Raw genomic sequence first — 23,400 nt, forward strand, 5'->3', positions numbered from 1 at the left:
CCTCGGACCAGTTGAATTCGGCACCGCTGTTTGCAGTCGGACAGAGGCTGATACAGTGCCGCCCGCAACTGGGGAGAAGGGAGACAGGGCATGGCGGAAAGGCCGTCGGAGATTTCGCTGGAAGCCGCGCGTGAAGGGGCGTCGAGCTGGTTCGCGCCATGGGTCAAGGACCTGGGAATCGAGATCGAGGACATCGCCCGGGGGCGGGTGACCGCCCGCGTTCCGAAGAACGACCGTCTCACGCGGATTGGCGGGATCATGTCCGGACAGGCGATGATGGCGGTCGCCGACACCGTCATGGTCTTCGCGATCCGCTCCTGTCTCAGCGATGGCCAGGACATCGCGACGGTGCAGCAGTCCACCAGCTTCTTCCGCGCCGTCGCCGATGCGGATCTGATCTGCGAGGTCACGATCACCAAGGAGGGCCGCACTATGATGTTCGGCGATTGCGTGATGTATGCCGACGGGCAACGCGAGAAGCCGGCAGCACAGGCGACCGTGGTCTATGCCGTCATCCCGAAACGCTGAGGCCGCCGGCCCGCTTCATGCCAATGCGGTCCAGGTCGCGGGGCAGGGCCTGCTGATCCGCGGTCCGGCCGGCAGCGGAAAATCGGACCTTACTCTGCGCCTCGTAGAGGCCGGCGCGCTGCTGGTGGCGGACGACCGAACAGAAGTCCGTGTAGAGGGGGAACGCCTTGTGGCGCGCGCGCCGTCGGTTCTCCGCGAACTGATCGAGGTGCGTGGTCTTGGCGTCATTCGCCTGCCGGCAGAGAGGTGTCTGGCGGAATGCCGCCTTTCGGCCGTCGTCGATCTTGTCGGCGATCCGACGTCGATACAGCGTATGCCCCGGATCGATGAATCCGCTATAGAAGGCGTGCGGCTGCCCCTGCTGGAGTTCTGGCCCTTCGAGGCGTCGGCCGCAGTGAAACTCCGGATGTTTGCGCTCACGCTGAACGGGACGGCAAGGCTGGTCGAATGACAACAGGGACCGGAGACGTCGAACCGAGCCAGGTCATGCTGGTGACCGGCATGTCGGGCGCGGGCAAGAGTTCGGCGCTCAAGATGCTGGAAGACCTCGGCTGGGAGGTGGTCGACAACGTTCCGCAATCCATGCTGGGCATGCTGATCACGCTGGAGGAAAGCGACGAGAGCCGTCCGCCACTGGCCATTGGCATCAATTCGCGGACCCGCGGCTTCGATCCGGCGGAACTGATCGAGCATCTGGACCGTTTCCGCGACCGGATCGGGCATGCGGCCACGCTCTGCTTCTTCGATGCCGACGGCGAAGTGCTGCAGCGCAGGTTCACCGAGACCCGTCGCCGTCACCCGCTGGCCGACGACAGATCGGTGATGGACGGCATCCGCCACGAGCGCCAGCTGTTGAGCCGGCTGCGCGACCGCGCAAGCCAGCTTATCGATACCTCCGACGTTTCCCTGCCCGAGCTCCGCGAACTGCTGAAGACGCGCTTCTCTCCCAGCCGCCCGCCGGGCCTGCAGGTGTTTGTCACCTCGTTCTCGTTCAAGCGCGGCCTGCCGCGCGAGGCGGACCTGGTCTTCGACGTCCGGTTCCTCCGCAATCCCTACTACGAGGCGGACCTGCGCGAGATGAGCGGCGCCGATCTGCCTGTCCAGGACTTCATCCAGACGGATCCGGCCTGGCCGGAGTTCAGAGAGCGCATCGAGGGACTGCTCGGCTTCCTGACGCCGCGCTATGGCCGCGAGGGAAAGTCGTATCTGACCGTCGCCTTCGGCTGCACCGGCGGACGGCACCGATCGGTGTTCTCGGCCGAGCTCTTTGGAGAGCGCTTGCGCGCCGAGGGCCACCATGTGACGGTTCGTCACCGCGACCTCCGGCAATAGTTGGTGGTGCGATGCGACGGGCGAACGAGAAAACAACCGGAATGGCAGAGTCATGATCGGCATGGTGTTGGTCACCCATGGCAGGCTCGCGGATGAATTCATCGCGGCGACCGAGCATGTGGTCGGGCCGCAGCAGAATGTCCGTGCGGTCTCCATCGGTCCCGACGACGATATGGAACAGCGCCGCAACGACATCATGGATGCCGTCTCGGACGTGGACGACGGTGCCGGAGTCATTGTCGTTACCGATATGTTCGGCGGAACGCCTTCGAATCTGGCAATCTCGATCATGGACCAGGGTGACGTCGAGGTGATTGCCGGCATGAACCTGCCGATGCTGATCAAGCTGGCCACGGTGCGCGAGAACAGTTCGCTGGCGGATGCCGCCGCGACTGCGCAGGAATACGGCCGCAAGTACATCAATATCGCGTCATCCGTGCTTTCGGGCAGCGAGTCATGAACGCCGGCGGCGAACCGGTGGTTCGCGAGACCCTGACCATCTGCAACGAGAAGGGGCTGCACGCCCGCGCCGCCGCCAAGTTCGTCAGCTGCGCTGCGGCCTGGCGTTCCGACATCACCGTCGAGAAGGGCGGGGTCGCCGTCGGCGGCGATTCCATCATGGGCCTGATGATGCTCGCCGCGGCCAAGGGCTGCACCATCGAGGTGACGGCGGTCGGATCCGACGCGACGGATGCCGTTGCGGCGCTGAAGACGCTGGTCGACGGCCGTTTCGATGAGGAACGCTGAGGCCGGGCCCGAGGCGCCGGCGTGGGTTGACGACTGGCTGGCCGGCGACCGCCGCGCGCTGTCCCGGGCCATTACCATCCTGGAGAACGAGGGGCGCGAGAGCCCGGCGCTGGTGAAGGCCATGCAGGGGCTGCTCGGCCGGGCCATGTCGGTCGGTTTCACCGGCCCGCCGGGCGCCGGCAAGTCGACGCTTGTGAACGCCTTCGTGGCCGAACAGCGCCGGCGCGGACGGACGGTCGGCGTGCTGGCGGTGGACCCGTCCAGTCCCGTCAGCGGCGGCGCGATCCTGGGCGACCGCATCCGCATGACCGGTCACTCCGGCGATGACGGCGTCTTCGTGCGATCGCTCGCCAGCCGCGGCCATCTGGGCGGTCTGTCGCGCAGCGCCGTCCGGGTCATGGACTGCCTGGATGCGGCTGGTCTGGACATCATCATTCTGGAGACAGTCGGCGCCGGTCAGTCCGAGGTCGAGATCGCCGATATCGCCGACGTGAAGGTCGTCGTCGCCGCGCCGGGCCTTGGCGACGACGTGCAGGCCATCAAGGCCGGTATCCTCGAGATCGCCGACATCCTGCTGGTCAACAAGGGCGACCATCCGCTGTCGAGCCAGACCGTGCGGCATCTGAAGTCGATGGCGAACATGCGTCCGGCCGACGCCCGGCCGCCGGTGCTGAAAGCGACCGCGGTGACGGGGCAGGGGGTCGAGGCGCTGGCCGACGCGGTCGACGAGATCGGGCGTTCGCGGCGCGTTTCGGCGCCGCTGGCGCGGGCGAGACGGTTGATCCGCCGCGCCGCCGTCGACCTGACGCAGCGCCGGCTGGACCGCGTTGATGATGCCGATATCGAGGCGCTTGCGCAGGCGTTGACGACGGGCGAAAAGTCCGTCGAAGCCGCCGCTGCCGACCTGCTCGGCCTGGCCATGAGGGAGACGACATGAGCCGCATGCCCGCCCAGGTCCGCGACCTGATCATGGAACTGCCGGATTCGAAGATCCGCGAAGTCTCGCTCAACTCGATCGGCAAGCCCGGCCTGATCGCGCTCTGGTTCGGCGAATCCGACGAGGAGACACCGGAGTTCATCCGGGATGCGGCCAAGGCGGCGCTGGACGGCGGCGAAACGTTCTATTCCCCGAATTCCGGTATCGAGCCGCTTCGGGCGGAAATCCGCAACTACATGGGCCGCGTCTATGGTCGGGATCTCGACCTCAACCGCTTCACGGTCACTGCCTCTGGCATGAACGCGATCATGCTGTCCTTCCAGGCGCTGGTCGATCCGGGCGACAACGTGCTGGTCGTCAGTCCGGTCTGGCCGAACTGCTCCGAGACCATCCGCATCATGGGCGGGGAAATCAGGCCGGTCGTTCTGGACGAGCGGGACGGGGCCTGGTCGCTGGACCTGCAGAAGCTGTTCGACGCCGCAGACGAGAAGACGAAGGCGCTTTTCATCAACTCGCCGGGCAATCCGACGGGGTGGATGATGTCGGAAGGCGAACGCGACGAGATCCTGCTCTGGGCCCGCAAGCGCGGTATCTGGATCATGGCCGACGATGTCTATGCGCGCCTGGTCTACGACCGTGCGCATGCGCCCGCCTTCATCGAGATCGCAGAGCCGGAAGACCGGCTCATTGCCATCAACAGCTTCTCGAAGAGCTGGTCGATGACCGGCTGGCGGCTCGGCTGGATCACGGCGCCGGCTGCACTGGAGCACGATCTGGCCAAGCTGAACGAGTACAACATCGCGGGCCCGACGACCTTCGTGCAGCATGCCGGCGTGGCCGCGCTCCGCGACGGAGACCCCTATGTCGACGGGCTGGTGGAGCGGCTCCGGCGGCGGCGCGATCTGGTGACCCAGTCGCTCGGCCGTTTCTCCCGCGTGCGATACACGCCGCCGGATGCGGCCTTCTACGCGTTCTTCGCGGTCGAGGGCATGGCCGACAGCCTGAAGTTCGCGCTGCGCCTGCGCGACGAGGCCGGTGTCGGCGTGGCGCCGGGTATCGCCTTCGGTCAGTCGGGCGAGGGCTACCTCAGGCTCTGCTTCGCCAGTTCGGAGCGGGCGCTCTCCGAGGCGATGGAGCGACTGCGCCCGTATCTGGACTGACCGCTAGCGGATCACCTTCACGTCCATCCCGGCGCGCAGACCGTCGCCGCGGTCGAAGCCGTTGATGACCCGGAAGCGGTCGTCCTCGAAACCGTCCTGGATGTCGAAGCGTGTCAGCTTCTGGATGGTGTCGCCCGATTGCACGCGGACGACCTCGATCCGAAGCGGCTGCAGCTGACTGGCCTCGGAGGCGGAGAGCCGGCGGAAGCTGTTGATCGTGTTTTCCGAGCTTCGCGCGTTCAGGCTGCCTCGAGGGGCAACGAACATGAACCGGTAGATGTGCTCGGCGTCGTAGCGGATCGCCACCAGCCGGACGCTGACGGGCTGACCGTTCGCTGTGGCCTGGGCGACCGCGGTTGCGGCCGGCATGCCGTCGACGGTGAAGCGCTGCAGGTTCGACAACTGGGCCTCCGCGGCCCAGCGCTGTGAGATATAGCCACTCATGCTGCCGGCGGAAGCGGCGGTGCGGCGGTCGGGTTCCTGATCGAAGACGATGAAATCCCTGCCGTTCGACGGGCTGGCGATCACGGCGTGGGGCAGGTTGTCCATCCGGTAGCCCTCAGGCACCGTGAAGGTGAAACGCAGTTCCGGATGCGAGAAGCGGTTGCCGCGCACGAAACCCTGGGCCGGACTGGAGCCGTAGATCATGCCGTCCAGTGCATCCAGATAGGCTTCACGGCCGACCCTGGCCTCGCCGTCGATAGTTGCCGCCCGCGCTTCCCGCTGCGTGGCGGAAATCCGTTCCGGCGTCTGGGGGTGGGTCGAGAAGAAGCTCATCTGCTGCGCCTGCTGTCCGCTCATGCGCGCCATCAGGTCGCCATGGCGCTGCAGCGCCCGCAGCCCGTCGGTCATGCCCTGCGGATCGTAGCCGGAGCGGCTGAGATAGCGGATCCCGAGACTGTCTGACTGGCTTTCCTGATCTCTGGAGTAACTGGCGAGGTAGCCTTGGGCGGCAACCTGGCCCAGCTGGGCGATCTCCTGGCTGCCGGTAAGGACTGCGGCGCCGATGACGGCCAGGTTGGCGAAGAGACCGCGGGTCTGGCGGGTGGCGCCGTGGCGCGCGGTGACGTGCCCGATCTCATGCCCCAGCACGCCTGCGAGCTCGGCTTCGGTGTTGAGCACCGCCATCATGCCGCGGGTCATGTAGACATAGCCGCCGGGCAGGGCGAAGGCGTTGACCACGGGCGTGTCGAGAACGGTGAAGGTGAACTGTTCCGCAGGCAGTTCAGCGTTCTGCGCCAGCCGCCGGCCGACCCGGTCGACATAGGCCTGCAGTTGGGGATCGTTGTAGGCGCCGCCGAATTCGGCCAGCACCTGCGGATGCTGCTGGCGCCCGATCTCCCGTTCCTGTTCCTGGGAGATGGTGGTGAACTGCTCTTCGCCCGTCGCCGGGTTCTGCACCGTCTGGCAGGCGCTGCCGAACAGCAGCAGCGACGCGATAGCTGTAATCCTGAGTGTGTTCTTCATTCTTGTTCTTTCCTCAGTTCGATCTGTTCCGGATGCGTCGCCTCGATCATCGGGCCGTTGCGCTCCCTGAGCCAGCCCCGGACCCGCAACGCCCGTCCTGTCCAGCTTGCGGGATCGTCCGCTTCGAACAACCGGCGCGCGGGCTTGCGGATCGCGACTGTGAAATCGGTACGCCAGTCGGCGCCGAAGTTGAGATAGACGGTTCCCCTGACATCTGCGGCGTCGGCGACCGTGCCCTCGACGATCTGGAACGTCCCGGCCCGGTCTTCCAGCCCAGATAGGGTCAGCACCCGGTAGAAGGGATGCGACCAAATGCCGAAGCTTCCAGCGCGCGCCTCGCGCTCGAGTTGCAGCATCTCGTCGATCAGGGCGCGGTTGTCGGGGAAGGAGTAAACGCGCGCCATGCCGAGGCGCAGCATCTCGCCCTGCAGCCAGATCCCGTCGGGCGAGACCAGATGGGCCAGGGCCCGCCCATGGCGGTCCTTGCGCTGACCGCCGAAATAGGCGTCGAACCGTCGGTTGCGGGACAATGCCTCCAGCGCCGATTTGGCTTCCTCGGCCAGCGGCCAGGTCCGGAAACCGGCCCGGCCCAATGGCAGCTTGGGGGCCTGGATGCCGACCATCCGGACTTCGTCGCCATTGCTCAGTACTACGGTGTCGCCGTCGATCACCTCTGTCACCGTGCCGCCGGCCCGGCCGGGAAGGCCCTCGAATCCGGGCAGCTGTTCCGCAGAAACGACGCAGGCCCAAAAAAACAGGATGGCGGACACACCTGCGCACAACGGGGCTTTACCTTGTCCGATCAATTGCCTACACCCGATGCCGCGTGTGGAGAGGGGCCAGAATCGCATGATCGTCAGACTTTTTCGACGTCTGATCACGGTTGCCGGACTGATTGCGCTGTGCTCCCTGACGGCACATGCCGAGTCCGTTCCCCGCTACGAAGCAGGGCCGCTGTTGGGCTTCAGCGCCGGTGCCTTCGACCTTACCCAGGGCGAGGACGCGGCGATCGAGGGCCGTCTGGAGTACCGCCAGAACAATGACTGGTGGTTCAAGCCGCTGGCCACTTTCATGGCGAACACGGACGGGGCCGCCTTTGCCGGCATCGGTATCTATTCCGAGATCTTCCTGACCGAAAATTTCTATCTCTCGCCCAGTTTCACGCCGGGCGTCTTCCTGCGCGGCCAGAGCAAAAATCTCGGCCACCCGATCGAGTTCCGATCCCAGATGGAGCTGGGCTGGCGTTTCGAGAGCGGTCTGCGCACCTCGGTCAGCATCAATCACATTTCCAATGCGGGCATGGGCAACCGGAACCCGGGCACCGAATCGGTCGTGATCTCGCTGCTGGTGCCGTTCGGTCAGCTTTTCTAGCGCCCGGCCGCCGGATTGCGCCCCAGCGCGGCGTAGCCGTAGACGATCCCGGCCAGCAGGCCGCCGATGTGGCCCTGCCACGAGATGCCGCCGCCGCCGGTCAGGGCCAGCCCCAGGTTCATCACCACCACGATCGCCACCATGGCGCCCATCATCCGGGCGCGGGGGTCCGTATCGCGATAGCGGTAGAGCAACACGGCCGCGGCGCCGATCAGGCCGCTGAGGCCGCCGGAGGCCCCGATGGTCGGCGCGGACGGTGCGGAAAGGAAGAAGATCGCCAGCCCGCCGCCCAGGCTGGACAGCAGGAAGATCGCGAGAAAGACGCCGCCGCCGGTCATCCGTGCGACGCCGGCCCCGACGGCCAGAATCATCGCGGAATTGATCAGCGCATGGCCGAAATCGGCATGCAGGAATGTGTAGGTCAGCAGGGTCCAGTAGAACGGGTAGCCATCCTGGATGATTGCCGGGATAAGGGCGACCCGGACGAACATCTCCTGATCCCATTCGGCCGGGATGAGCGCGCGCAGGGCATGGACGGCGATCAGGAGTCCGCACAGCCATACGACGGCTTTCGGCGCATTGATGATCGGAGTGCCGGAAGACTGATTAAAGATTGTTCACATTCCCCATCTGATCCCCTCCTGGTCGCGCGGGAAGCCCGTCAAGGGCCGAAAGCCCTTGCATAGTACGCCTGAAATCCGCCAATTTGCGGCCCAGCAGTTTCTCGGCTGCAGATGCAGATGCCCCGATACATGCTGCACAAGAAACAAGGTTTCAACACGGAGGACTCCACTCAAGATGGAACGTCGCAAATTTCTGAAGGGCGCCGCGATGGCCGGCGCCGCCGCTGCCGCCAGCACCCTGGCCGCGCCGGCGATCGCACAGGGCGGCAAGACCCTGACCATTGTCTCGACCTGGCCGCGTGACTTCCCGGGCCTGGGCGTGTCCGCGCAGCGGCTGGCCGCGCGCATCGGCCAGCTGTCGCAGGGCGCCTTCAACGTCGAGTACTTCGCGGCCGGCGAGCGCGTCGGTGCGTTCGACGTGTTCGACGAGGTCGCCTCGGGCAACTCGCAGGCCTATATCGGCGCTGACTACTACTGGGTCGGCAAGCATCCGGGCCTGGCCTACTTCACGTCCGTGCCGTTCGGCATGACCACCGTCGAGTGGAACGCGTGGATCAAGTTCAAGGGCGGTCAGGCGCTCTGGGACGAGCTTTCGGGCGGGTTCGGCATCAAGTCGCTGATGTGCGGCGCGACCGGCACCCAGGCCGGCGGCTGGTTCAACAAGGAAATCGAATCGCCGGACGACCTGAAGGGTCTGAAGATGCGTATTCCGGGCCTGGGCGGCTCGGTGATGTCCAAGCTGGGCGTCTCCACCGTTTCCCTGCCGGGCGGCCAGATCTACGAAAACCTGGTTTCCGGCGCCGTCGAGGCGACCGAGTGGGTGGGGCCGTACAACGACTACTTCATGAAGTTCTACGAGGCCGCCAAGTTCTACTACACCGGCGGCATGCATGAGCCGGGCGGCGGCCTGGCCTTCGGCATGAACGCCAGCTGGTGGGGCAGCCTCACCGACTGGGAGAAGGCGATCATCGAGGCGGCCTGCATGGAAGAGCATGCGGCGCAGTTCGAAGAGGCCATGGCCAAGAACGGCGAGTACATGGACAAGCTGGTCAACGAGCATGGCGTCCAGGTCCGCGCGTTCAACGACGAGGTCTGGGACGCGATGGGCGAAGGCGCGGCCGAGGTCTTCGCGGAAACCCGCGATCACTCCGCCCTGGCTGCGAAGATCGACGACTCCTTCCAGGCCAACCTGCGCGAGATCGGCGGTACGATGGCCAAATTCGAAGGCACGTTCGTCAATCAGCGCAACCGCGTTCTGGGACTGGTCTGATCCATTCCGAACGCTAGAACAGGTGAAGGGCGGGACTGCGGTCCCGCCCTTTTCTGATTTTCCAGACCCGTGAACGGCCCGCCGGCAATGACGGCATCAACCGATGGACACGGGAAGCAGGCCCCGGCGATTGATTCATGAGTTCCAGCAGCGACAGCATCGAGATTCCGAAATACGGCTTGCCGGCCCCGATAGTCCGGAGCTTCGGCTGGGCCATGCTTGCCATTCTGGCAGCCTTCCTGATCAACAACGTGCTGACAGTGGCCTACGATTTCCCCGGCGCGTCGGCGGTGTTCGGCGAGGGCGGGGGGCTCTCGATCCTTCAGGTCGCGATCTACCTGATCGGCATCGCGCTCGCGGTCATCTACGTCCTCAGAACGGGTGACAGGTCGCTGCGCTGGGAATCGCATTCGATCCACCTTTTCAATCTCTATCTGGTCCGGGTGTGCTTCTGGGCGGTGCTGCTGGTTGGGGCCGTGGACGTGACCATCGCCTTCATGCGGGTCGAAGACCTGCTGTCCTACTTCATGGGCGAAGACAGCGTGCGCGCGCTCGGCCGCGCGCGGTTCGTCGGCACCTGGATCCACATGCCGCTGATCGCGGCGAGCTTCATCATCGGCGCGTTCACGCGGACGCTCGGTTTCACCTGGCTCGCGCTGCTGATCGTGATCGCCGAACTGCTGATCGTGATCACGCGCTTCGTCTTTTCCTACGAGCAGGCGCTGATGGGCGATCTGGTGCGGTACTGGTACGCCGCGCTGTTCCTGTTCGCGTCCGCCTACACCTTGTTCGACGAGGGCCATGTCCGCGTCGACGTTCTCTATTCGGGCTTCCGCCGCCGCACCAAGGGCTGGGTGAACGCCGTCGGCGCCCTGGCGCTCGGCATGACCACAAGCTGGATCATCATCGAGATCGGATTCGACGGGCCGCGGTCGATCATCAACAGCCCCGTCGGCAATTTCGAGATCAGCCAGACGGGCGCTGTGGGCATGTTCATCAAGTACCAGATGGCCGCCTTCATCGGGATCTTCGCCATCACCATGCTGATCCAGTTCGTGAGTTATTTCTTCGAGGCTGTCGCCGACTACCGGGATGAACCCGGGCACCGCGACCACGAGCCCGTGACCCAGTGAGGTTCTGATCATGGAGCTCCTCTTCCTCGCAATTCTGGTCCTGATCATGGCGGTGGCGCTGGGATCGGGCTTCCCCGTCGCCTTCGCGCTGCCGGGCGCGGCCATCATCAGCATCGGCCTCGCCGCCGGCGCCGGCTACGTGGCCGAAGGCAATGTCGATGCGTACTTCCACACTGGCGGGCCGTCGCAATGGCTGTCGGCGGGCGTGACCAACCTCCGCGCGGTCTACTGGGAAGTCGAACGAGACACGCTGATAGCGATTCCGCTGTTCATCTTCATGGGCATCATGCTGCAGCGTTCGAAGATCGCCGAGGACCTGCTGGTGACCATGGCCCAGCTGTTCGGCCCGGTGCCGGGCGGCCTCGGAATCTCCGTCGTGTTCGTGGGCGCGCTGCTGGCTGCGACCACCGGCATCGTCGGCGCGACCGTTGTCGCGATGGGCCTGATCTCGCTGCCGGCCATGCTGCGCAACAAGTACTCGCCCTCGCTGGCCACCGGCACGATCGCCGCATCCGGCACGCTGGGACAGATCATCCCGCCCTCAATTGTCCTGATCATCCTGGCCGACCAGCTGGCGTCGGCGACCGATCAGGCCAGCACGGCCCGCAAGGCGCTGCACAAGGAAGCCACCGGCGAACTGTCGATGCCGTCGATCTTCGATGTGTCCTCGACCAGTGCGGGCGAGATGTTCCTGGGCGCTTTCGTTCCCGGCCTGGTGCTGGTCGGGCTCTACATGCTCTACATCCTGATCTTCGCGATCCTGCGGCCGAGCGCGGCCCCGGCAGTGCGGTTCCAGGGCAATTTCGACGCCGCCTTCTGGGGCAAGGTGTTCCTGACCCTCGTGCCGCCGCTCGCCCTGATCTTCCTGGTGCTGGGTTCGATCATCAGCGGCATCGCGACCGTCAACCAGGCCGGCGCCATCGGCGCGGCGGGCGCCCTGATCATGGCCGGTTACCGCCTGACCGAGGGCGGCGGCGGCATGACCTATGTCCCCGCGATCATGGCTCTGGTGGCGCTGGCGCTGCTCGGCTACGTTATCGGCAATTACGAGATGAACATCAAGGCCGTCGATACGCCCGAGGACAGCACCGGCATCCTGATCGGCGTCATCGGCGCGATCGTTCTCGTCGTCGCGCTGATCTGGAGCGGCATACGGGTCTTCCGGATCGAGGACACGCTGCAGGGCGTGATGCTGGAAACGGCGAAGACCACGTCGCTGGTCTTCATCATCCTGCTCGGCGCGGCCATGCTGACGGCGGCGTTCCGCGCCTTCGGCGGCGAGGACCTCGTGCGCGAGTTCCTGAACTCGCTGCCGGGCGGCTTCTGGACCCAGTTCATCATCGTCATGGCGGTGATCTTCATCCTCGGCTTCTTCCTCGATTTCATCGAGATCGCCGTGGTCGTGGTGCCGATCGTCGCCCCGATCCTGCTGGCGGATCCGTCGGCCAACATCACCGCGGTGTGGCTCGGCGTCATGATCGGCCTGAACATCCAGACGTCGTTCCTGACACCGCCGTTCGGCTTCGCCCTGTTCTATCTGCGCGGCGTGGCTCCGGCGGTCGTGCGAACGGTGCAGATGTACCGCGGCGTGATTGCCTTCATCTCGCTGCAGCTGCTGGCGCTCGCCATCGTCGGCACATTCCCGCAGCTGGTGAACTATCTGCCGAACCGGGTCAGCTACCTGTCCGACACGGCGCCGCCGCCACGGAATCCGAAGCTGCAGTATTGCCTTGAGCAGTATGTGGCCGACACGCTGGCCGAGGACGACAGTGTCCGGAACGCCATTGCCGCAGCAAAGGGCCTCGACGTTTCGGGGCTGCCGAAGGACATCGCCCGCGACTTCACGGGAGCGGTCAAGAACGCCGAAGCGGCGATTGCGGCGCTGGACGAATCCTTCAAGGCGGAAGCGGCCGTCGATGCCGCGACCGACTCCTACCGGCCGAAGCTGCGCAACGTCCGCAATATCGAGAAGGAGATGCGGAAGCTGAACGAGGAAGCCGATGAGCTTCGCGTCCGTATCAGCCGGATGAACTCGCCGGAATTCGCGGCCGAGAAGGCGAGCCTGGAGCAGACCCGCGAAGGCCTGCTGGCCGAAGTGGAGCGCCTGAAGTCGGAAATCCCCGGCACCTGGAAGGACGACTACGCGACCTTCGCCAAGCTGACCAAGGCCGAGCAGGATGCGCGGCGCTCCTACCAGCGCGCCGCCGACAGCTCGTATGAAGACGCTGCCAAGGTGCTGCAGGTGCTGGACGCCACGCCGGCCTTCCGTGAGGTCGAGGGCGAACTTCGCGCACTGCGCCAGGTGATCGAGACCGCCGGATCGGAAGAGGCGATGGAGACCATCCAGAACTTCGAGCGGACCCTGCGCGACATCGAGGGCAGCGACGACGTCAAGAACGAGCTATCCCGCGCCCGCCGGGAGATGAAGGGCGACGAGCCGGACCGCGAGAAGGCGATGGAGCACTTCGAAAAGGCGGTGGCCGCCTATGAGGCGCAGCTGGTCTGGCGTGCGAACGCCGAAGGCTCGTTCCGGAACGGTGTCGCCGCCTATCTGGATGGCATCCGGGAAACGCTCGGCGCCCGCCAGCAGCAGCGTCTGTCACGCGATCAGGCGCTCTTCGTGGCGCAGTGCTCGGCGAGCCACCGGGACATCTCGATGAACTTCTGATCCTTCTCGCTTGGCCGGAGTGCCGGGCCTGTCGCACACTCCCCTGACAACACGTCAGGGGAGGAGCGGCGGATGCAGGGTGCGATCCGGTTTACCGAGATGGAACAGGTCGTTTTCGGACGGCCCGCGGCCGAGGCGGTGGCGAAGGAGGCGGCGCGGCTGAACAAGTCGCGCGTTTTCATCATCGCCGGCCGGACCATGAACGACACCACCGACGAAGTGGACCGCATGGCCGATGCCCTTGGCAGCGCCTATGCCGGGCGTCATGCCGGCATCCCGCCCCATTCGCCGCGCGATGCGGTGGTCGAAGCGGCCAATGCGGCCCGCGAGGCCGGCGCCGATCTGCTGGTCACCTTCGGTGGCGGCTCGGTGACCGACGGCACCAAGGTCATCCAGATCTGTCTGGAATACGGCGTGACCGACATGTCCCAGCTGGACGATTACTGCATCCAGACCAGCGAGGACGGGCGCACGGTCATTCCCGATCTCCGGCTGGTCGGCGTGCGCCAGATCAGCGTGCCCACCACCCTGTCGGGCGGCGAGTTCAACCCGCTTGGCGGCTGTACTGATCCGGTGAAGAAGGTGAAGCAGGGCTACCGGCATCCCTCGCTGGTGCCGGTGTCGGTCATTCTGGATGCGGCGCCGACCCGCCACACGCCGGAATGGGTCTTTCTCTCGACCGGCATCCGGGCGGTGGATCATTGTGTCGAGGCGATCTGCAGCCCCCAGGCCAATCCCTATTGCGACGCCGATGCGCTGCATGCGATCCGGCTGCTCTCTTCGGGGCTGCCGCGGGTGAAGGCCGATCCGGCGGACATGGACGCGCGGCTCGATTGCCTACTGGGCGCCTGGATGGCCATGACGGCGGTGATCGCCGGCGTGCCGATGGGCGCCAGCCACGCCATCGGTCATATTCTGGGCGGCACCTGCGACGTGCCGCACGGATACACCAGCTGTATCATGATGCCGGCGGTGCTGCGCTGGAATGCCGAGATGCCGGAGCATGCCGAACGCCAGAAGATCGTGGCGGAGGCTTTCGGGCGGCCCGGCATGGCCGCCGGCGACGCGGTCCGCGAGTTCGTTGCCGGTCTGGGGCTGCCCGGAACACTCGGCAAGGCCGGCGTCGGCCAGGACCAGTTCGACCTGATCGCGAGGAACAGCCTGCACGACCGCTGGCTGCATACCAATCCGCGCAAGGTGAACGGGGTCGAGGACGTGCTGACGCTGCTTCGCATGGCGTCGTGATGCTGTGCTTCAAGAAACCGGTCCGGTCCAGTAACGCGGCGCAGTCAGCCGAGTGATCAAGATGTAGCCGAGGATCGACAAGGGGCCTGACACGGTCGTGACGAGGACCCAGTTGTCAGTGGTCAGTACGCCCCGGAAAACCTCGTTGGCGACTGCTGTCATGAATGCGAAACCTGCCCAGCGGTACGTCAGGATACGCCAGCCCTTTGGCGAGAGATGAAGCTGTGCTCCCAGCGCTCTTTCCAGAAAAGTGGGCTGGAAGAACAGCCCGACCAATACCGCGGCGCCGAAGAGCGCCCGGCCCAGAGTCGGCTTGATCTGGATGAAGGTCTCATCCTGCATTATCAGGCTGGCGCCGCCGAGAGTGAGCGCCAGAAGCAGGGTCGTGATGGCCAGCGCCGGCATGCGCCCGGTCCTGACCGATGCGTACACCACCACCACAACGGTTGCGGCGATCACCGCTGCCGTGGCCGTCAATATGTCCCACACGAAGTTCGCAATGAGAAAGACGGCGGCGGGTGCGATCTCAACGATCATGTTCTGGTTCAGATACCGTTCGCGTAAGCGCGCGGCCGCGGTCATCGGGCACCTCCCGTCCACTGTGCCAGAATGGCGTTGGGATGACGTAGTCCCCTGATCCAGCAGCGCAAGTCAATTGCAGATAGTACAGTATGGATATTGTACGGATTCGATATTAGATTGGCGGCATGACGACAGACCCCCTGGACCGCAATCTCGAGTTCCTGATCTCCGATCTTTCCCGGCTGCTGAAACGGGAGTTCGGGCGCCGCATGCGCGACATGGACCTGACCCGTTCGCAGTGGTGGGTGATGGTACATCTGATCCGCTACGATGGTTGCAACCAGACCCAGCTGGCGGACGAACTGGACATCGGGAAGGTGGCGCTTGGCGGGCTGCTGGACCGGCTGGAGGCGCGTGGCTGGGTCGAACGCCGCCCCGATCCGGACGACCGCCGGGCGAAGCGCGTGTTCCTGACGGACCGCGGCCGGCCCCTGATCACCGAAATGCAGGATCGGGCGCGGGACGTCCACCGGCAGATGGTTGGCGGACTCGACCGGAATGAGCAGGACGAGCTGGTTCGTCTGCTGATGCGCGCAAAGGGAAACTTTGCGGCCGGGGCAGTGTGACTATTGTACCTCTGACGATGCGGGTTTGCATCTTTTTGTGATCACTGTTGCAGGAAATTCGGCTGTATTCAGGTACAGTTAATGCCGTAGCGTGATAGCAGGCGGGCGTGCAGGGAACTGGGTCCCGGCGTCTGGTGAGGGTGGGCGTGAGAGACCTCGAAGGCGCACCCGGACATCGTAGAGCCGTATATCCACTATTCGGGGCGTGAGTAGCGGGGTAGCACCGATGAGTCGGAACGATTTCATCTCCAGCGTTGGCAATGCCGGCGCGGATCAGAGTTTCGCCAAGGTCGTCGAAGCGACCGGCAATCCTGCGCTGGTGGTCGATATCGGCGCGATGTTGCTGACCGCCGACTATGTTCGCTCCGGGCCGGACCTGATCCTGGTCGGCACGGACGGCAAGCGCGTCCTCATCGTCGATTATTTTGGTCAGGAGAATCCGCCGGATCTCTACACCATGGGCGGCGCCCAGGTGCTCTCGGAGACGGTTGCGCTGCTGGCGGGTCCGGCAGCCGACGGGCTGGCGCAGGCGAGCGGTTCGCTCGGGCAGCCGATCGGTATCGTCGAGTTCGGCCGATGGCAGCGTCACCGTCAACCGCGTGGACGGCAGCACGGCACAGCTCAATCCGGGCGACCCGGTCTATCAGGACGATGTCATCGAGACCGCCGGCGCCGGCGCGGTCGGTCTCCGCTTCAATGACGACACCACATTCGCCGTCGGTTCCGGCGCGCGGCTGGTGCTGGACGATTTCGTCTACGACCCGTCCGCCAACACCGGCAACGCAGTCGTCAGCGTTCTGCAAGGCTCGTTTTCCTTCGTTTCCGGCGCCGTGGCGCAGACCGGCGACGATGCGCTGACCGTCCGGACACCGGTGCTGACCATCGGCGTCCGCGGCACCTACGTAACGGGGCAGGGCGGTCAGGAAGGCGAGACTACCGAGGTCGTCAATCTGCCCGACGATCAGGGCAATGTCGGTTCGATCTGGGCCTCCAACTCCGCCGGTGGCGTGCTGCTGGACCAGGCGAACGAGGGCACCCAGACCAACAGCCAGTTTCAGGCGCCCGGCACTCCCCGGATCTACAGCCCCGACGAGATCAACCAGAAGTTTTCCAATGCGCTGGACTTCCTGCCGCCGACGCCGGACGTGCGCCGCGGCGAGGGCCAGCAGGACGTCGATTCCCAGCGCCGCGACGGCAATTCCGATTCCAATGACGGTGACGGCGGCGGGGATGCCGACTCCGAGGGAGAGGAAGGCGCCGAGGACGAGGCCGAGGGCGAAGGCGAGGACGGTGAGGGAGAAGGCGAAGGCGAGGGCGAGGAAGACGGCTCCGCGGACGCCGACGGTGAAGGCGAGAGCGGCGACGGCGAGGGCGAACAGGCCGCTGCTGAGGCCACGCCGCCGCCCGCGAGCCGCCCGCCCGCGACCAAGCCTGCAGGCGACAGTTTCGGCGACGCGCTGAACGATCTGGTGGATCAGGCCGGCAACCCTGGCGGTGGCGGTGAAGATGCCGGTGCGCCGCCCCCGCCGCCGCCTCCGCCGCCGCCCGATGACGAGGAAGTCGTCGTCGAGGAAAACAACAACGTCGCGACCGATGGCAACGACACGCTGGCCGGCACCGAAGGCGACGACACGATCGATGCGCTGGGCGGTGACGACAATGTCGAATCACAGGGCGGCAACGATGCCGTCCAGGGCGGCACCGGCAATGACAACATCCGCGGCGGCGCCGGCAATGACACGCTGAACGGCAATGACGGCGACGATGCGCTGGACGGCGAGGATGGCGACGACGTCCTCAATGGCGAGACCGGCAACGACACGCTCACGGGCGGCGCCGGCGCGGATACGCTGGATGGCGGTGTCGGCACCGACACGGCCGACTTCTCAGGCACGATCGCCGGGTCGAATATCAATCTCGCCGAGGGGTCGGCGACCGACGGCACCGGCGATGTCGACGCCATCACCGGTGTCGAGAATATTCTCGGGTCGGCCTTCGACGACACCATCACCGGCGACGCCAACGCCAACAGCCTGAGCGGCGGTGGCGGGAACGACACGCTGATCGGTGGCGACGGCAACGACACGCTTCTCGCCGGGGCCGGCAACGACACGCTGGATGGCGGCGACGGCGGCGATTCCATGGAAGGCGGCGCCGGCAACGATCTCTACCTGATCGAAGTCATCGGTGATCGTCTGATCAGTGAGGAAACCTCCCTTCTCGACGTGCCCGAATTCGGCGGCACGGCTGTGCAGAGCGCCCAGCTGGACGATGACATCTTCCTGGAAGGCACTTTCCTTTCGATCGGCGTTTCGGGTGCCGGTTCCTTCGGCACCGCCAATGCCGCGCCAGCCGGGTTCAATCCTGGCTTCGGCGAGACACAGCTTGGCATGTCCGTCGACCAGGACGGCTTCGGCATCGGCGACGCGCCGAATACAACGGACTTCTTCCTGCCGGGTTCGCCTGAGGAAGGCTTCACGGTCGGCTACATCCGTGCTGCATCCCAGTTCAACTTCACCAATGCCGAACGGTCAGGCGAAGTCGAACTGACCCAGCAGAACGTCGTGAACCAGTCGTCGGGCAGCACGCTGCAGGCGCTCTGGGAAGGCGTCACCAATGGCGACGGCAACCGTCTCGAGGTCGATCAGGTCGTGACCTTCGACGAGGACGGCAAGTTCTTTCAGACCACGATCACGCTGACCAATGTCGGCGACGTGACCCTGGATTCGGTCCGCTACATGCGCAGCTTCGACCCGGATCAGGAATCGAATGGCATTCCGGGCGGTGCCGGCGCCGTGACGCTGAATGAGGTGATCAACCAGCCCGGTGACGGCGGCGGCGACAATCTTGCGATCGTCAGCGCAACCGGAGTCAACCTGGGTGTGCCGTTCTTCTTCCTGGCCGATGACGCACGTGCCCGCGTCGCCACCAATTCCTTCTTCAACCGCGACGTGTTCGAGGCGGTTCTCCACGACTCACCGCAGGCCGAAGGCACCCAGGTTCAGGCCGACGAGGCCATCGTCATCAATTTCGATGTCGGCTCGCTGACGGCGGGTCAGTCCGCAACGCTGACCTTCTTCAGCAGCCTCGACCAGAATTTCGAGGAATCCGTCAGCGCGATCACCGGCGGCGACGACACCATCGTCGAGGCGGCGAATGGCGGCGACGACACCGTGCAGAGCGGCATCGGCTTCGCGTTGCCGGACAATGTCGAGAATCTCGAGCTGGTGGGCAGCGACAACATCGACGGTGTCGGCAATGCGGACGCGAACTCGATCACCGGCAATATCGGAAACAACGTGCTGCAGGGCGCCGGCGGCAATGACACGCTGGACGGCGGATTCGGGCTGGACACCCTGCAGGGTGGGGACGGGGATGACCGTCTGATCGGCGGTAACAACAATGACAGCATTTCCGGCGGAGCGGGGACCGATACAGCGGTCTTCACCAGCGCGTCGACCGATTTCACGATCACCGATGACGGCACCAGCCTGATCCTGACCGACACCGTCGGCGGCGATGGCACCGACACCGTGAACAGCGACGTCGAAAACCTCGAGTTCAGCGATTTCACGCTGGCGCTTCAGCTCGGGACGGCCGGCGCCGATGTCATCACCGGCACCGGCGGGCTCGACCGTCTTCTCGGACTCGGCGGCAATGACACCATCACCGGCCTTGGCAGTCTGGATGCGCTGTTCGGCGGCGCCGACAACGACCAGCTGGATGGCGGCGCGTCGTCCGACACCCTGTTTGGCGGGGCCGGCACCGACGTGCTGCTCGGCAACACCGGCAATGACGTCCTGTCGGGCGATGATGGCGACGACAGCCTGACGGGCGGCGACGGCAACGACCTGATCCAGGGCGGCGCAGGCACCGACCGCGCCATCTATGCCGGTGTGTCGGACAATTTCGAAGTGGTCGACATCGGCGCGCAGGCAATCTTGCGGGATACCGTCGGCGCCGAGGGCGAGGACACCATCGGTTCCGATGTCGAGGAGATCCAGTTCGCCGATATCACGGTCACCGTTCAGGTGGGCACTGCGGGCGTGGACACGCTGACCGGTGACGCGAACCAGAACGCCCTGTTCGGTCTGGCCGGCAATGACCAGCTGAATGGCGCGGGCGGCAACGACATCATCTTCGGCGGCGCGGACAATGACGTACTGGCCGGCGGTGACGGCGACGACACGCTTCAGGGCGGCGACGGCAACGATTCCCTCTCCGGCGATGTCGGCGACGATTCCCTGTCCGGCGGGACGGGCACCGACACGGTGACCTACGCCGATTCCAGCGAGAATTTCGATGCGGTCTTCGCCGGCGACGGCAGCCAGCTTCTGCTGACCGATACGGTCGGCATCGAAGGTGACACGCTGCTCGGCAACGGCGCTGACGCCATCGACAACACGGTCGAGGTCGTCGCGTTCTCCGACGAGACCTTCGCCCTGGTCTTCGGCACGGCCGGCGCCGACAACCTCACCGGCGGCGAGACGGCCGATGCGATCGGCGGCGGCGACGGCAACGACACCATCGCGGGCAGTACCGGCGACGATTTCATCGACGGGGGCAGCGGAACGGACAGCGTCGATGGCGGTGTCGGCAATGACGAGCTGATTGGCGGTGACGGCAACGACACGCTGACCGGCGGCGCCGGCAATGACGAGATCGATGGCGGCGCGGGCACCGACCGGGCCGTCTATGCCGGCGCATCGACCAATTTCACCATCTCCGACCAGGGCGGCAATGTCGTCCTCACCGACAACACCGGCGCCGAAGGCACGGATACGCTGATCGGCATCGAGGAAGTCCAGTTCTCGGACGTCACCATCGTCGTGACCCCGGGTACCGACGGCGCGGACAACCTGACTGGCGACGCCAACGACAATTCGCTGTTCGGCCTGGGCGGCAATGACACGATCTCGGGCCTGGCGGGGCGGGATCTTCTGGCCGGCGGTACTGGCAACGACATCATCGACGGCGGCGATGGTTTCGACAGCATCTTCGGGGGTGATGGCGACGACACGCTCCGGCCGGGCACCAATGACAGCGACGGCGACGTCATCGGCACCGGCAACGGCAATGACGTGGTCGAATTCCTGAGCCCGGGCGCCGGGTTCTTCGTGCTGGACTATTCGGATCAGACGGCGGCGATCAACGGCAATATCGGCAACACCACGGGCACCGTCACCAAGGGCAACGGCACGGATTCCCTGACCGGTATCCTTGATATCGACGGGATCAATGGCGGGCTGCAAATCACCGGCACCGACTTCAACGATGCGCTGACCGCCGACCTGGCCAACGGCGACGAGTTCATCCAGTTCCGCGGCGGGGCCGGCAACGATACCTTTACCGGCGGCAATGGTTTCGACCGTCTCGACTATGTCGGCGCGGCCGCAGGCGTGAGCGTCGATATCGGCGCTGGCACGACCTCCAATGACGGCGACGGCGGCATCGACAGCTTCTCCAACATCGACGAGGTGCGCGGCTCCGACAATGCCGACAGCCTGCTCGGTTCGGCCGGCAATGACCGTTTCATCACCCGCGAGGGCAACGACACCGTCGACGGCGCAGGAGGCTTCGACCTGCTGCGCTACGACCGTGCGACGGTCGAGACAGTCAATCTGGATGCAACCGCGGGCACGGCGACGGTCAACCAGAACGGTTCGGTATTCACCGATACCTTCTCTAACATCGAAAGCTTCCGTGGCAGCCGGACCGGCAACGACACGCTGAGCGGTTCGGCGGCGGACGAACAGATCGACGGCCGTGGCGGCAACGACATCATCAATGGCGGCGCCGGACAGGACACGCTGATCGGCGGCGACGGCGACGACACGATCGATCCCGGCCAGAACACCACCTTCGATTTCATCGAGACCCGAACCGGCAGCGACACGGTCAATTTCTCCGATCCCGGCCAGGGCTTCTTCGTGCTGGCCTATGGCGATCAGACGGCCGGCATCAACGCCAATATCGGCAACACGTCGGGTACCATCGCCAAGGCCACCGGCACGGACACGCTGCAGAATGTCGATCTGATCGACGGCAGCGGGCTGGGCGGGCTGCAGATCACCGGCTCAGGCTTCGACGACACGCTGACGGCCGATCTGATCGACCAGAACGAGTTCATCCAGTTCCGCGGCCGGGGCGGCAATGACAGCTTCACCGGCGGCGGCGGCTTCGACCGGCTCGACTATGTCGAGGCGACGTCCGGCATCACCATCGATGTCGGCGCGGGTTCGACCGGCGTTGGGCTCGACGGCGACGGCGGGACCGACACCTTCTCCAACATCGACGAGGTGCGCGGCTCCGACTTTGCCGACAGCCTGCTCGGTTCGGTCGGCGACGACCGCTTCATCACCCGGCTCGGCAACGACACGGTCAATGGCCTCGGCGGGTTCGACCTGCTCCGCTACGACCGCTCGAATGTCGACGTCGTCAATCTCGACGCCAGCGAGGGCATTGCCAACGTCACCTACACAGGGGAGGTTCTGACCCAGGACTTCTTCCTCAACATGGAACGCTTCCGCGGCAGCCTGCTGGGCGACGACACGCTGCGCGGTGCCGGCGTTGACGAACGCTTCGAAGGCCGGGGCGGCAATGACCTCATCGAGGGCAATGGCGGCAACGACACGCTGCAGGGCGAGGATGGCAACGACACCCTGACCGGCGGCGCCGGGAATGACCTCATGGAAGGCGGCGCCGGAACCGACCGGGCTGTCTACACAGGCAACAGCGAGAACTTCAGCGCAGTCTTCGCCGACGACGGCAGCGGCGTGGTGCTGACCGACGACCTGAACATCGAAGGCACCGACACGCTGAGCAGCAGCATCGAGGAGATCGAGTTTGCCGATGGCACCTTGCTGGCGCAGTACGGAACCGCGGGCGCGGACAACCTGACGGGCACCGCAGCCGAGGATGTACTGGCGGGCGCCGGCGGCAACGACACGCTGTCGGGCGACGCAGGTGGCGACGTCCTGGTCGGCGGTGGTGGCGATGACCTGATCCAGGGTGGCGCTGGCACCGACGAGGCGGCCTACCAGGGTCCGTCAAGCAACTTCCAGGCGACTTTCGCCGATGACGGCAGCAATGTCGTGTTGGCCGACACGGTCGGCGCAGAAGGCACCGACACCATCGCCAATGACGTCGAGGAGATTTCCTTCGGCGATGAAACCGTGGCGGTTCAGTTCGGGACAGTCGGCAACGAGACCCTGAATGGCGGGGCGACGGCCGACGCTCTGGGCGGCGCCGACGGTGACGATACGCTGTTCGGCAATGACGGTGACGACTTCCTCGTCGGCGGCAACGGCAACGATCTCGTTGTCGGCGGCAACAATGACGACCAGATGTTCGGCGGTGACGGCTTCGACACCCTTACCGGCGGTATCGGCGTCGATGTCATGAGCGGCGGCGCGGGCGCTGACCAGTTCTTCATGGGCAATGCGAACGAGGGCACGGCCATCGCCGCCAATCAGACGGTTGCCGCGGCCGGTGTCGGGGTCGATCTGGTCGAGGACTTCCAGTCCGGCGTGGATACGTTCGAGTTCGCCGAGGGCGACTTCGGCGTCGAGGTTGGTTTCGCCACGATCGGCGAAGCCTATGACGGCACGAATTCAGGCGTCGGCGACGGCGAGACCTTCATCTTCGACGGCACGCACCTTATCCATGATGCCGATGTGAACGTTGCGGGCTACACCGTCATCGCGGAAGTCCGCGGCGATGCCGTCGCCGCCAGCGACGTCAACGTTCAGAACCTGCAATTCTAGCCTTT

At 65.4% G+C, this 23,400-nt stretch carries 19 protein-coding genes; 15 read left to right on the top strand and 4 right to left on the bottom strand.

Annotated features, from left to right (window positions below; genetic code table 11):
- Positions 1-90: 90 nt before the first annotated feature.
- From ACMVY4_RS14265 to ACMVY4_RS14295, 7 genes are read left to right on the top strand one after another with little or no spacing between them, the layout of a single operon-like run.
- Positions 91-528, top strand: a complete 438-nt coding sequence (locus ACMVY4_RS14265) for a PaaI family thioesterase (protein ID WP_416896685.1) — start codon at positions 91-93, stop codon at positions 526-528.
- Positions 506-979 (top strand): HPr kinase/phosphorylase, encoded by a 474-nt coding sequence (locus ACMVY4_RS14270; RefSeq protein ID WP_416896686.1) that lies wholly within the window; start codon positions 506-508, stop codon positions 977-979. Before ACMVY4_RS14265 ends, ACMVY4_RS14270 begins: the two co-directional genes overlap by 23 nt.
- The gene (rapZ, locus tag ACMVY4_RS14275; protein ID WP_416896687.1) at positions 976-1,860 is read left to right on the top strand and encodes an RNase adapter RapZ; all 885 of its coding nucleotides are present in this window, start codon (positions 976-978) and stop codon (positions 1,858-1,860) included. The genes ACMVY4_RS14270 and rapZ overlap by 4 nt, the downstream gene beginning before the upstream one ends.
- A gap of 52 nt (positions 1,861-1,912) precedes the next feature.
- Positions 1,913-2,320: a PTS sugar transporter subunit IIA gene (locus ACMVY4_RS14280; RefSeq protein WP_416896688.1), complete on the top strand. Its 408-nt coding sequence runs from the start codon at positions 1,913-1,915 to the stop codon at positions 2,318-2,320.
- Positions 2,317-2,607, top strand: a complete 291-nt coding sequence (locus ACMVY4_RS14285) for an HPr family phosphocarrier protein (RefSeq protein WP_416896689.1) — start codon at positions 2,317-2,319, stop codon at positions 2,605-2,607. The genes ACMVY4_RS14280 and ACMVY4_RS14285 overlap by 4 nt, the downstream gene beginning before the upstream one ends.
- Positions 2,594-3,544, top strand: a complete 951-nt coding sequence (gene meaB / locus ACMVY4_RS14290; protein WP_416896690.1) for a methylmalonyl Co-A mutase-associated GTPase MeaB — start codon at positions 2,594-2,596, stop codon at positions 3,542-3,544. The genes ACMVY4_RS14285 and meaB overlap by 14 nt, the downstream gene beginning before the upstream one ends.
- A complete protein-coding gene (locus ACMVY4_RS14295; RefSeq protein ID WP_416896691.1) occupies positions 3,541-4,704 on the top strand; it encodes a pyridoxal phosphate-dependent aminotransferase in 1,164 nt (387 codons plus the stop codon). The genes meaB and ACMVY4_RS14295 overlap by 4 nt, the downstream gene beginning before the upstream one ends.
- Before the next feature lie 3 nt (positions 4,705-4,707).
- Here ACMVY4_RS14295 and ACMVY4_RS14300 read toward each other — a convergent pair whose 3' ends face one another.
- Positions 4,708-6,171 (bottom strand): M48 family metalloprotease, encoded by a 1,464-nt coding sequence (locus ACMVY4_RS14300; RefSeq protein ID WP_416896692.1) that lies wholly within the window; start codon positions 6,169-6,171, stop codon positions 4,708-4,710.
- Positions 6,168-6,941, bottom strand: a complete 774-nt coding sequence (locus tag ACMVY4_RS14305) for a thermonuclease family protein (protein ID WP_416896693.1) — start codon at positions 6,939-6,941, stop codon at positions 6,168-6,170. Before ACMVY4_RS14305 ends, ACMVY4_RS14300 begins: the two co-directional genes overlap by 4 nt.
- A gap of 79 nt (positions 6,942-7,020) precedes the next feature.
- Between ACMVY4_RS14305 and ACMVY4_RS14310 the strand changes: the two genes are divergently transcribed.
- Positions 7,021-7,542 carry an acyloxyacyl hydrolase gene (locus ACMVY4_RS14310; protein WP_416896694.1) on the top strand — a complete coding sequence of 174 codons (522 nt, stop codon included), beginning with the start codon at positions 7,021-7,023 and terminating at the stop codon, positions 7,540-7,542.
- Here ACMVY4_RS14310 and ACMVY4_RS14315 read toward each other — a convergent pair.
- Positions 7,539-8,033, bottom strand: coding sequence for a rhomboid family intramembrane serine protease (locus ACMVY4_RS14315; protein WP_416896695.1), 495 nt, complete (start codon positions 8,031-8,033; stop codon positions 7,539-7,541). The genes ACMVY4_RS14310 and ACMVY4_RS14315 overlap by 4 nt on opposite strands.
- 307 nt (positions 8,034-8,340) lie before the next feature.
- Here ACMVY4_RS14315 and ACMVY4_RS14320 point away from each other — a divergent pair, with 307 nt between their 5' ends.
- From ACMVY4_RS14320 to ACMVY4_RS14335, 4 genes are all read left to right on the top strand, one after another.
- Positions 8,341-9,435, top strand: a complete 1,095-nt coding sequence (locus ACMVY4_RS14320) for a TRAP transporter substrate-binding protein (protein ID WP_416896696.1) — start codon at positions 8,341-8,343, stop codon at positions 9,433-9,435.
- Between the two features lie 137 nt (positions 9,436-9,572).
- Complete coding sequence (locus tag ACMVY4_RS14325) at positions 9,573-10,568, top strand: TRAP transporter small permease subunit (RefSeq protein WP_416896697.1); 996 nt, start codon at positions 9,573-9,575, stop codon at positions 10,566-10,568.
- 10 nt (positions 10,569-10,578) lie between these two features.
- A complete protein-coding gene (locus tag ACMVY4_RS14330) occupies positions 10,579-13,236 on the top strand; it encodes a TRAP transporter large permease subunit (protein ID WP_416896698.1) in 2,658 nt (885 codons plus the stop codon).
- Positions 13,237-13,308: 72 nt separating this feature from the next.
- Entirely contained in the window at positions 13,309-14,481 is a 1,173-nt protein-coding gene (locus ACMVY4_RS14335; protein WP_416896699.1) for an iron-containing alcohol dehydrogenase, read from the top strand.
- A gap of 9 nt (positions 14,482-14,490) precedes the next feature.
- Here the strand turns inward: ACMVY4_RS14335 and ACMVY4_RS14340 are convergent, their stop codons facing one another.
- On the bottom strand, positions 14,491-15,063 hold the full coding sequence (locus tag ACMVY4_RS14340; RefSeq protein WP_416896700.1) for an inner membrane-spanning protein YciB: 573 nt from the start codon (positions 15,061-15,063) through the stop codon (positions 14,491-14,493).
- 125 nt (positions 15,064-15,188) lie between these two features.
- Here ACMVY4_RS14340 and ACMVY4_RS14345 point away from each other — a divergent pair, with 125 nt between their 5' ends.
- From ACMVY4_RS14345 to ACMVY4_RS14355, 3 genes are all read left to right on the top strand, one after another.
- Positions 15,189-15,629, top strand: coding sequence for a MarR family winged helix-turn-helix transcriptional regulator (locus tag ACMVY4_RS14345; protein WP_416896701.1), 441 nt, complete (start codon positions 15,189-15,191; stop codon positions 15,627-15,629).
- A 226-nt stretch (positions 15,630-15,855) separates the two neighbouring features.
- A complete protein-coding gene (locus ACMVY4_RS14350) occupies positions 15,856-16,329 on the top strand; it encodes a hypothetical protein (protein WP_416896702.1) in 474 nt (157 codons plus the stop codon).
- On the top strand, positions 16,229-23,395 hold the full coding sequence (locus ACMVY4_RS14355) for a FecR domain-containing protein (RefSeq protein WP_416896703.1): 7,167 nt from the start codon (positions 16,229-16,231) through the stop codon (positions 23,393-23,395). The genes ACMVY4_RS14350 and ACMVY4_RS14355 overlap by 101 nt, the downstream gene beginning before the upstream one ends.
- Positions 23,396-23,400 lie beyond the last annotated feature (5 nt).

Origin of the sequence: Minwuia sp., from assembly GCF_048007105.1 — a bacterium.
GTDB lineage: Bacteria > Pseudomonadota > Alphaproteobacteria > Minwuiales > Minwuiaceae > Minwuia.

What these genes read in the sequence shown, in the direction of transcription:
- ACMVY4_RS14300 (WP_416896692.1), bottom strand. Translation starts at nt 6,171, where the DNA reads ATGAAGAACACACTCAGGATTACAGCTATCGCGTCGCTGCTGCTGTTC.
- ACMVY4_RS14320 (WP_416896696.1), top strand. Translation starts at nt 8,341, where the DNA reads ATGGAACGTCGCAAATTTCTGAAGGGCGCCGCGATGGCCGGCGCCGCC.
- rapZ (WP_416896687.1), top strand. Translation starts at nt 976, where the DNA reads ATGACAACAGGGACCGGAGACGTCGAACCGAGCCAGGTCATGCTGGTG.
- meaB (WP_416896690.1), top strand. Translation starts at nt 2,594, where the DNA reads ATGAGGAACGCTGAGGCCGGGCCCGAGGCGCCGGCGTGGGTTGACGAC.
- ACMVY4_RS14325 (WP_416896697.1), top strand. Translation starts at nt 9,573, where the DNA reads ATGAGTTCCAGCAGCGACAGCATCGAGATTCCGAAATACGGCTTGCCG.
- ACMVY4_RS14315 (WP_416896695.1), bottom strand. Translation starts at nt 8,033, where the DNA reads ATGTTCGTCCGGGTCGCCCTTATCCCGGCAATCATCCAGGATGGCTAC.
- ACMVY4_RS14345 (WP_416896701.1), top strand. Translation starts at nt 15,189, where the DNA reads ATGACGACAGACCCCCTGGACCGCAATCTCGAGTTCCTGATCTCCGAT.
- ACMVY4_RS14280 (WP_416896688.1), top strand. Translation starts at nt 1,913, where the DNA reads ATGATCGGCATGGTGTTGGTCACCCATGGCAGGCTCGCGGATGAATTC.
- ACMVY4_RS14350 (WP_416896702.1), top strand. Translation starts at nt 15,856, where the DNA reads ATGAGTCGGAACGATTTCATCTCCAGCGTTGGCAATGCCGGCGCGGAT.
- ACMVY4_RS14340 (WP_416896700.1), bottom strand. Translation starts at nt 15,063, where the DNA reads ATGACCGCGGCCGCGCGCTTACGCGAACGGTATCTGAACCAGAACATG.
- ACMVY4_RS14295 (WP_416896691.1), top strand. Translation starts at nt 3,541, where the DNA reads ATGAGCCGCATGCCCGCCCAGGTCCGCGACCTGATCATGGAACTGCCG.
- ACMVY4_RS14285 (WP_416896689.1), top strand. Translation starts at nt 2,317, where the DNA reads ATGAACGCCGGCGGCGAACCGGTGGTTCGCGAGACCCTGACCATCTGC.
- ACMVY4_RS14335 (WP_416896699.1), top strand. Translation starts at nt 13,309, where the DNA reads ATGCAGGGTGCGATCCGGTTTACCGAGATGGAACAGGTCGTTTTCGGA.
- ACMVY4_RS14330 (WP_416896698.1), top strand. Translation starts at nt 10,579, where the DNA reads ATGGAGCTCCTCTTCCTCGCAATTCTGGTCCTGATCATGGCGGTGGCG.
- ACMVY4_RS14310 (WP_416896694.1), top strand. Translation starts at nt 7,021, where the DNA reads ATGATCGTCAGACTTTTTCGACGTCTGATCACGGTTGCCGGACTGATT.
- ACMVY4_RS14270 (WP_416896686.1), top strand. Translation starts at nt 506, where the DNA reads ATGCCGTCATCCCGAAACGCTGAGGCCGCCGGCCCGCTTCATGCCAAT.
- ACMVY4_RS14265 (WP_416896685.1), top strand. Translation starts at nt 91, where the DNA reads ATGGCGGAAAGGCCGTCGGAGATTTCGCTGGAAGCCGCGCGTGAAGGG.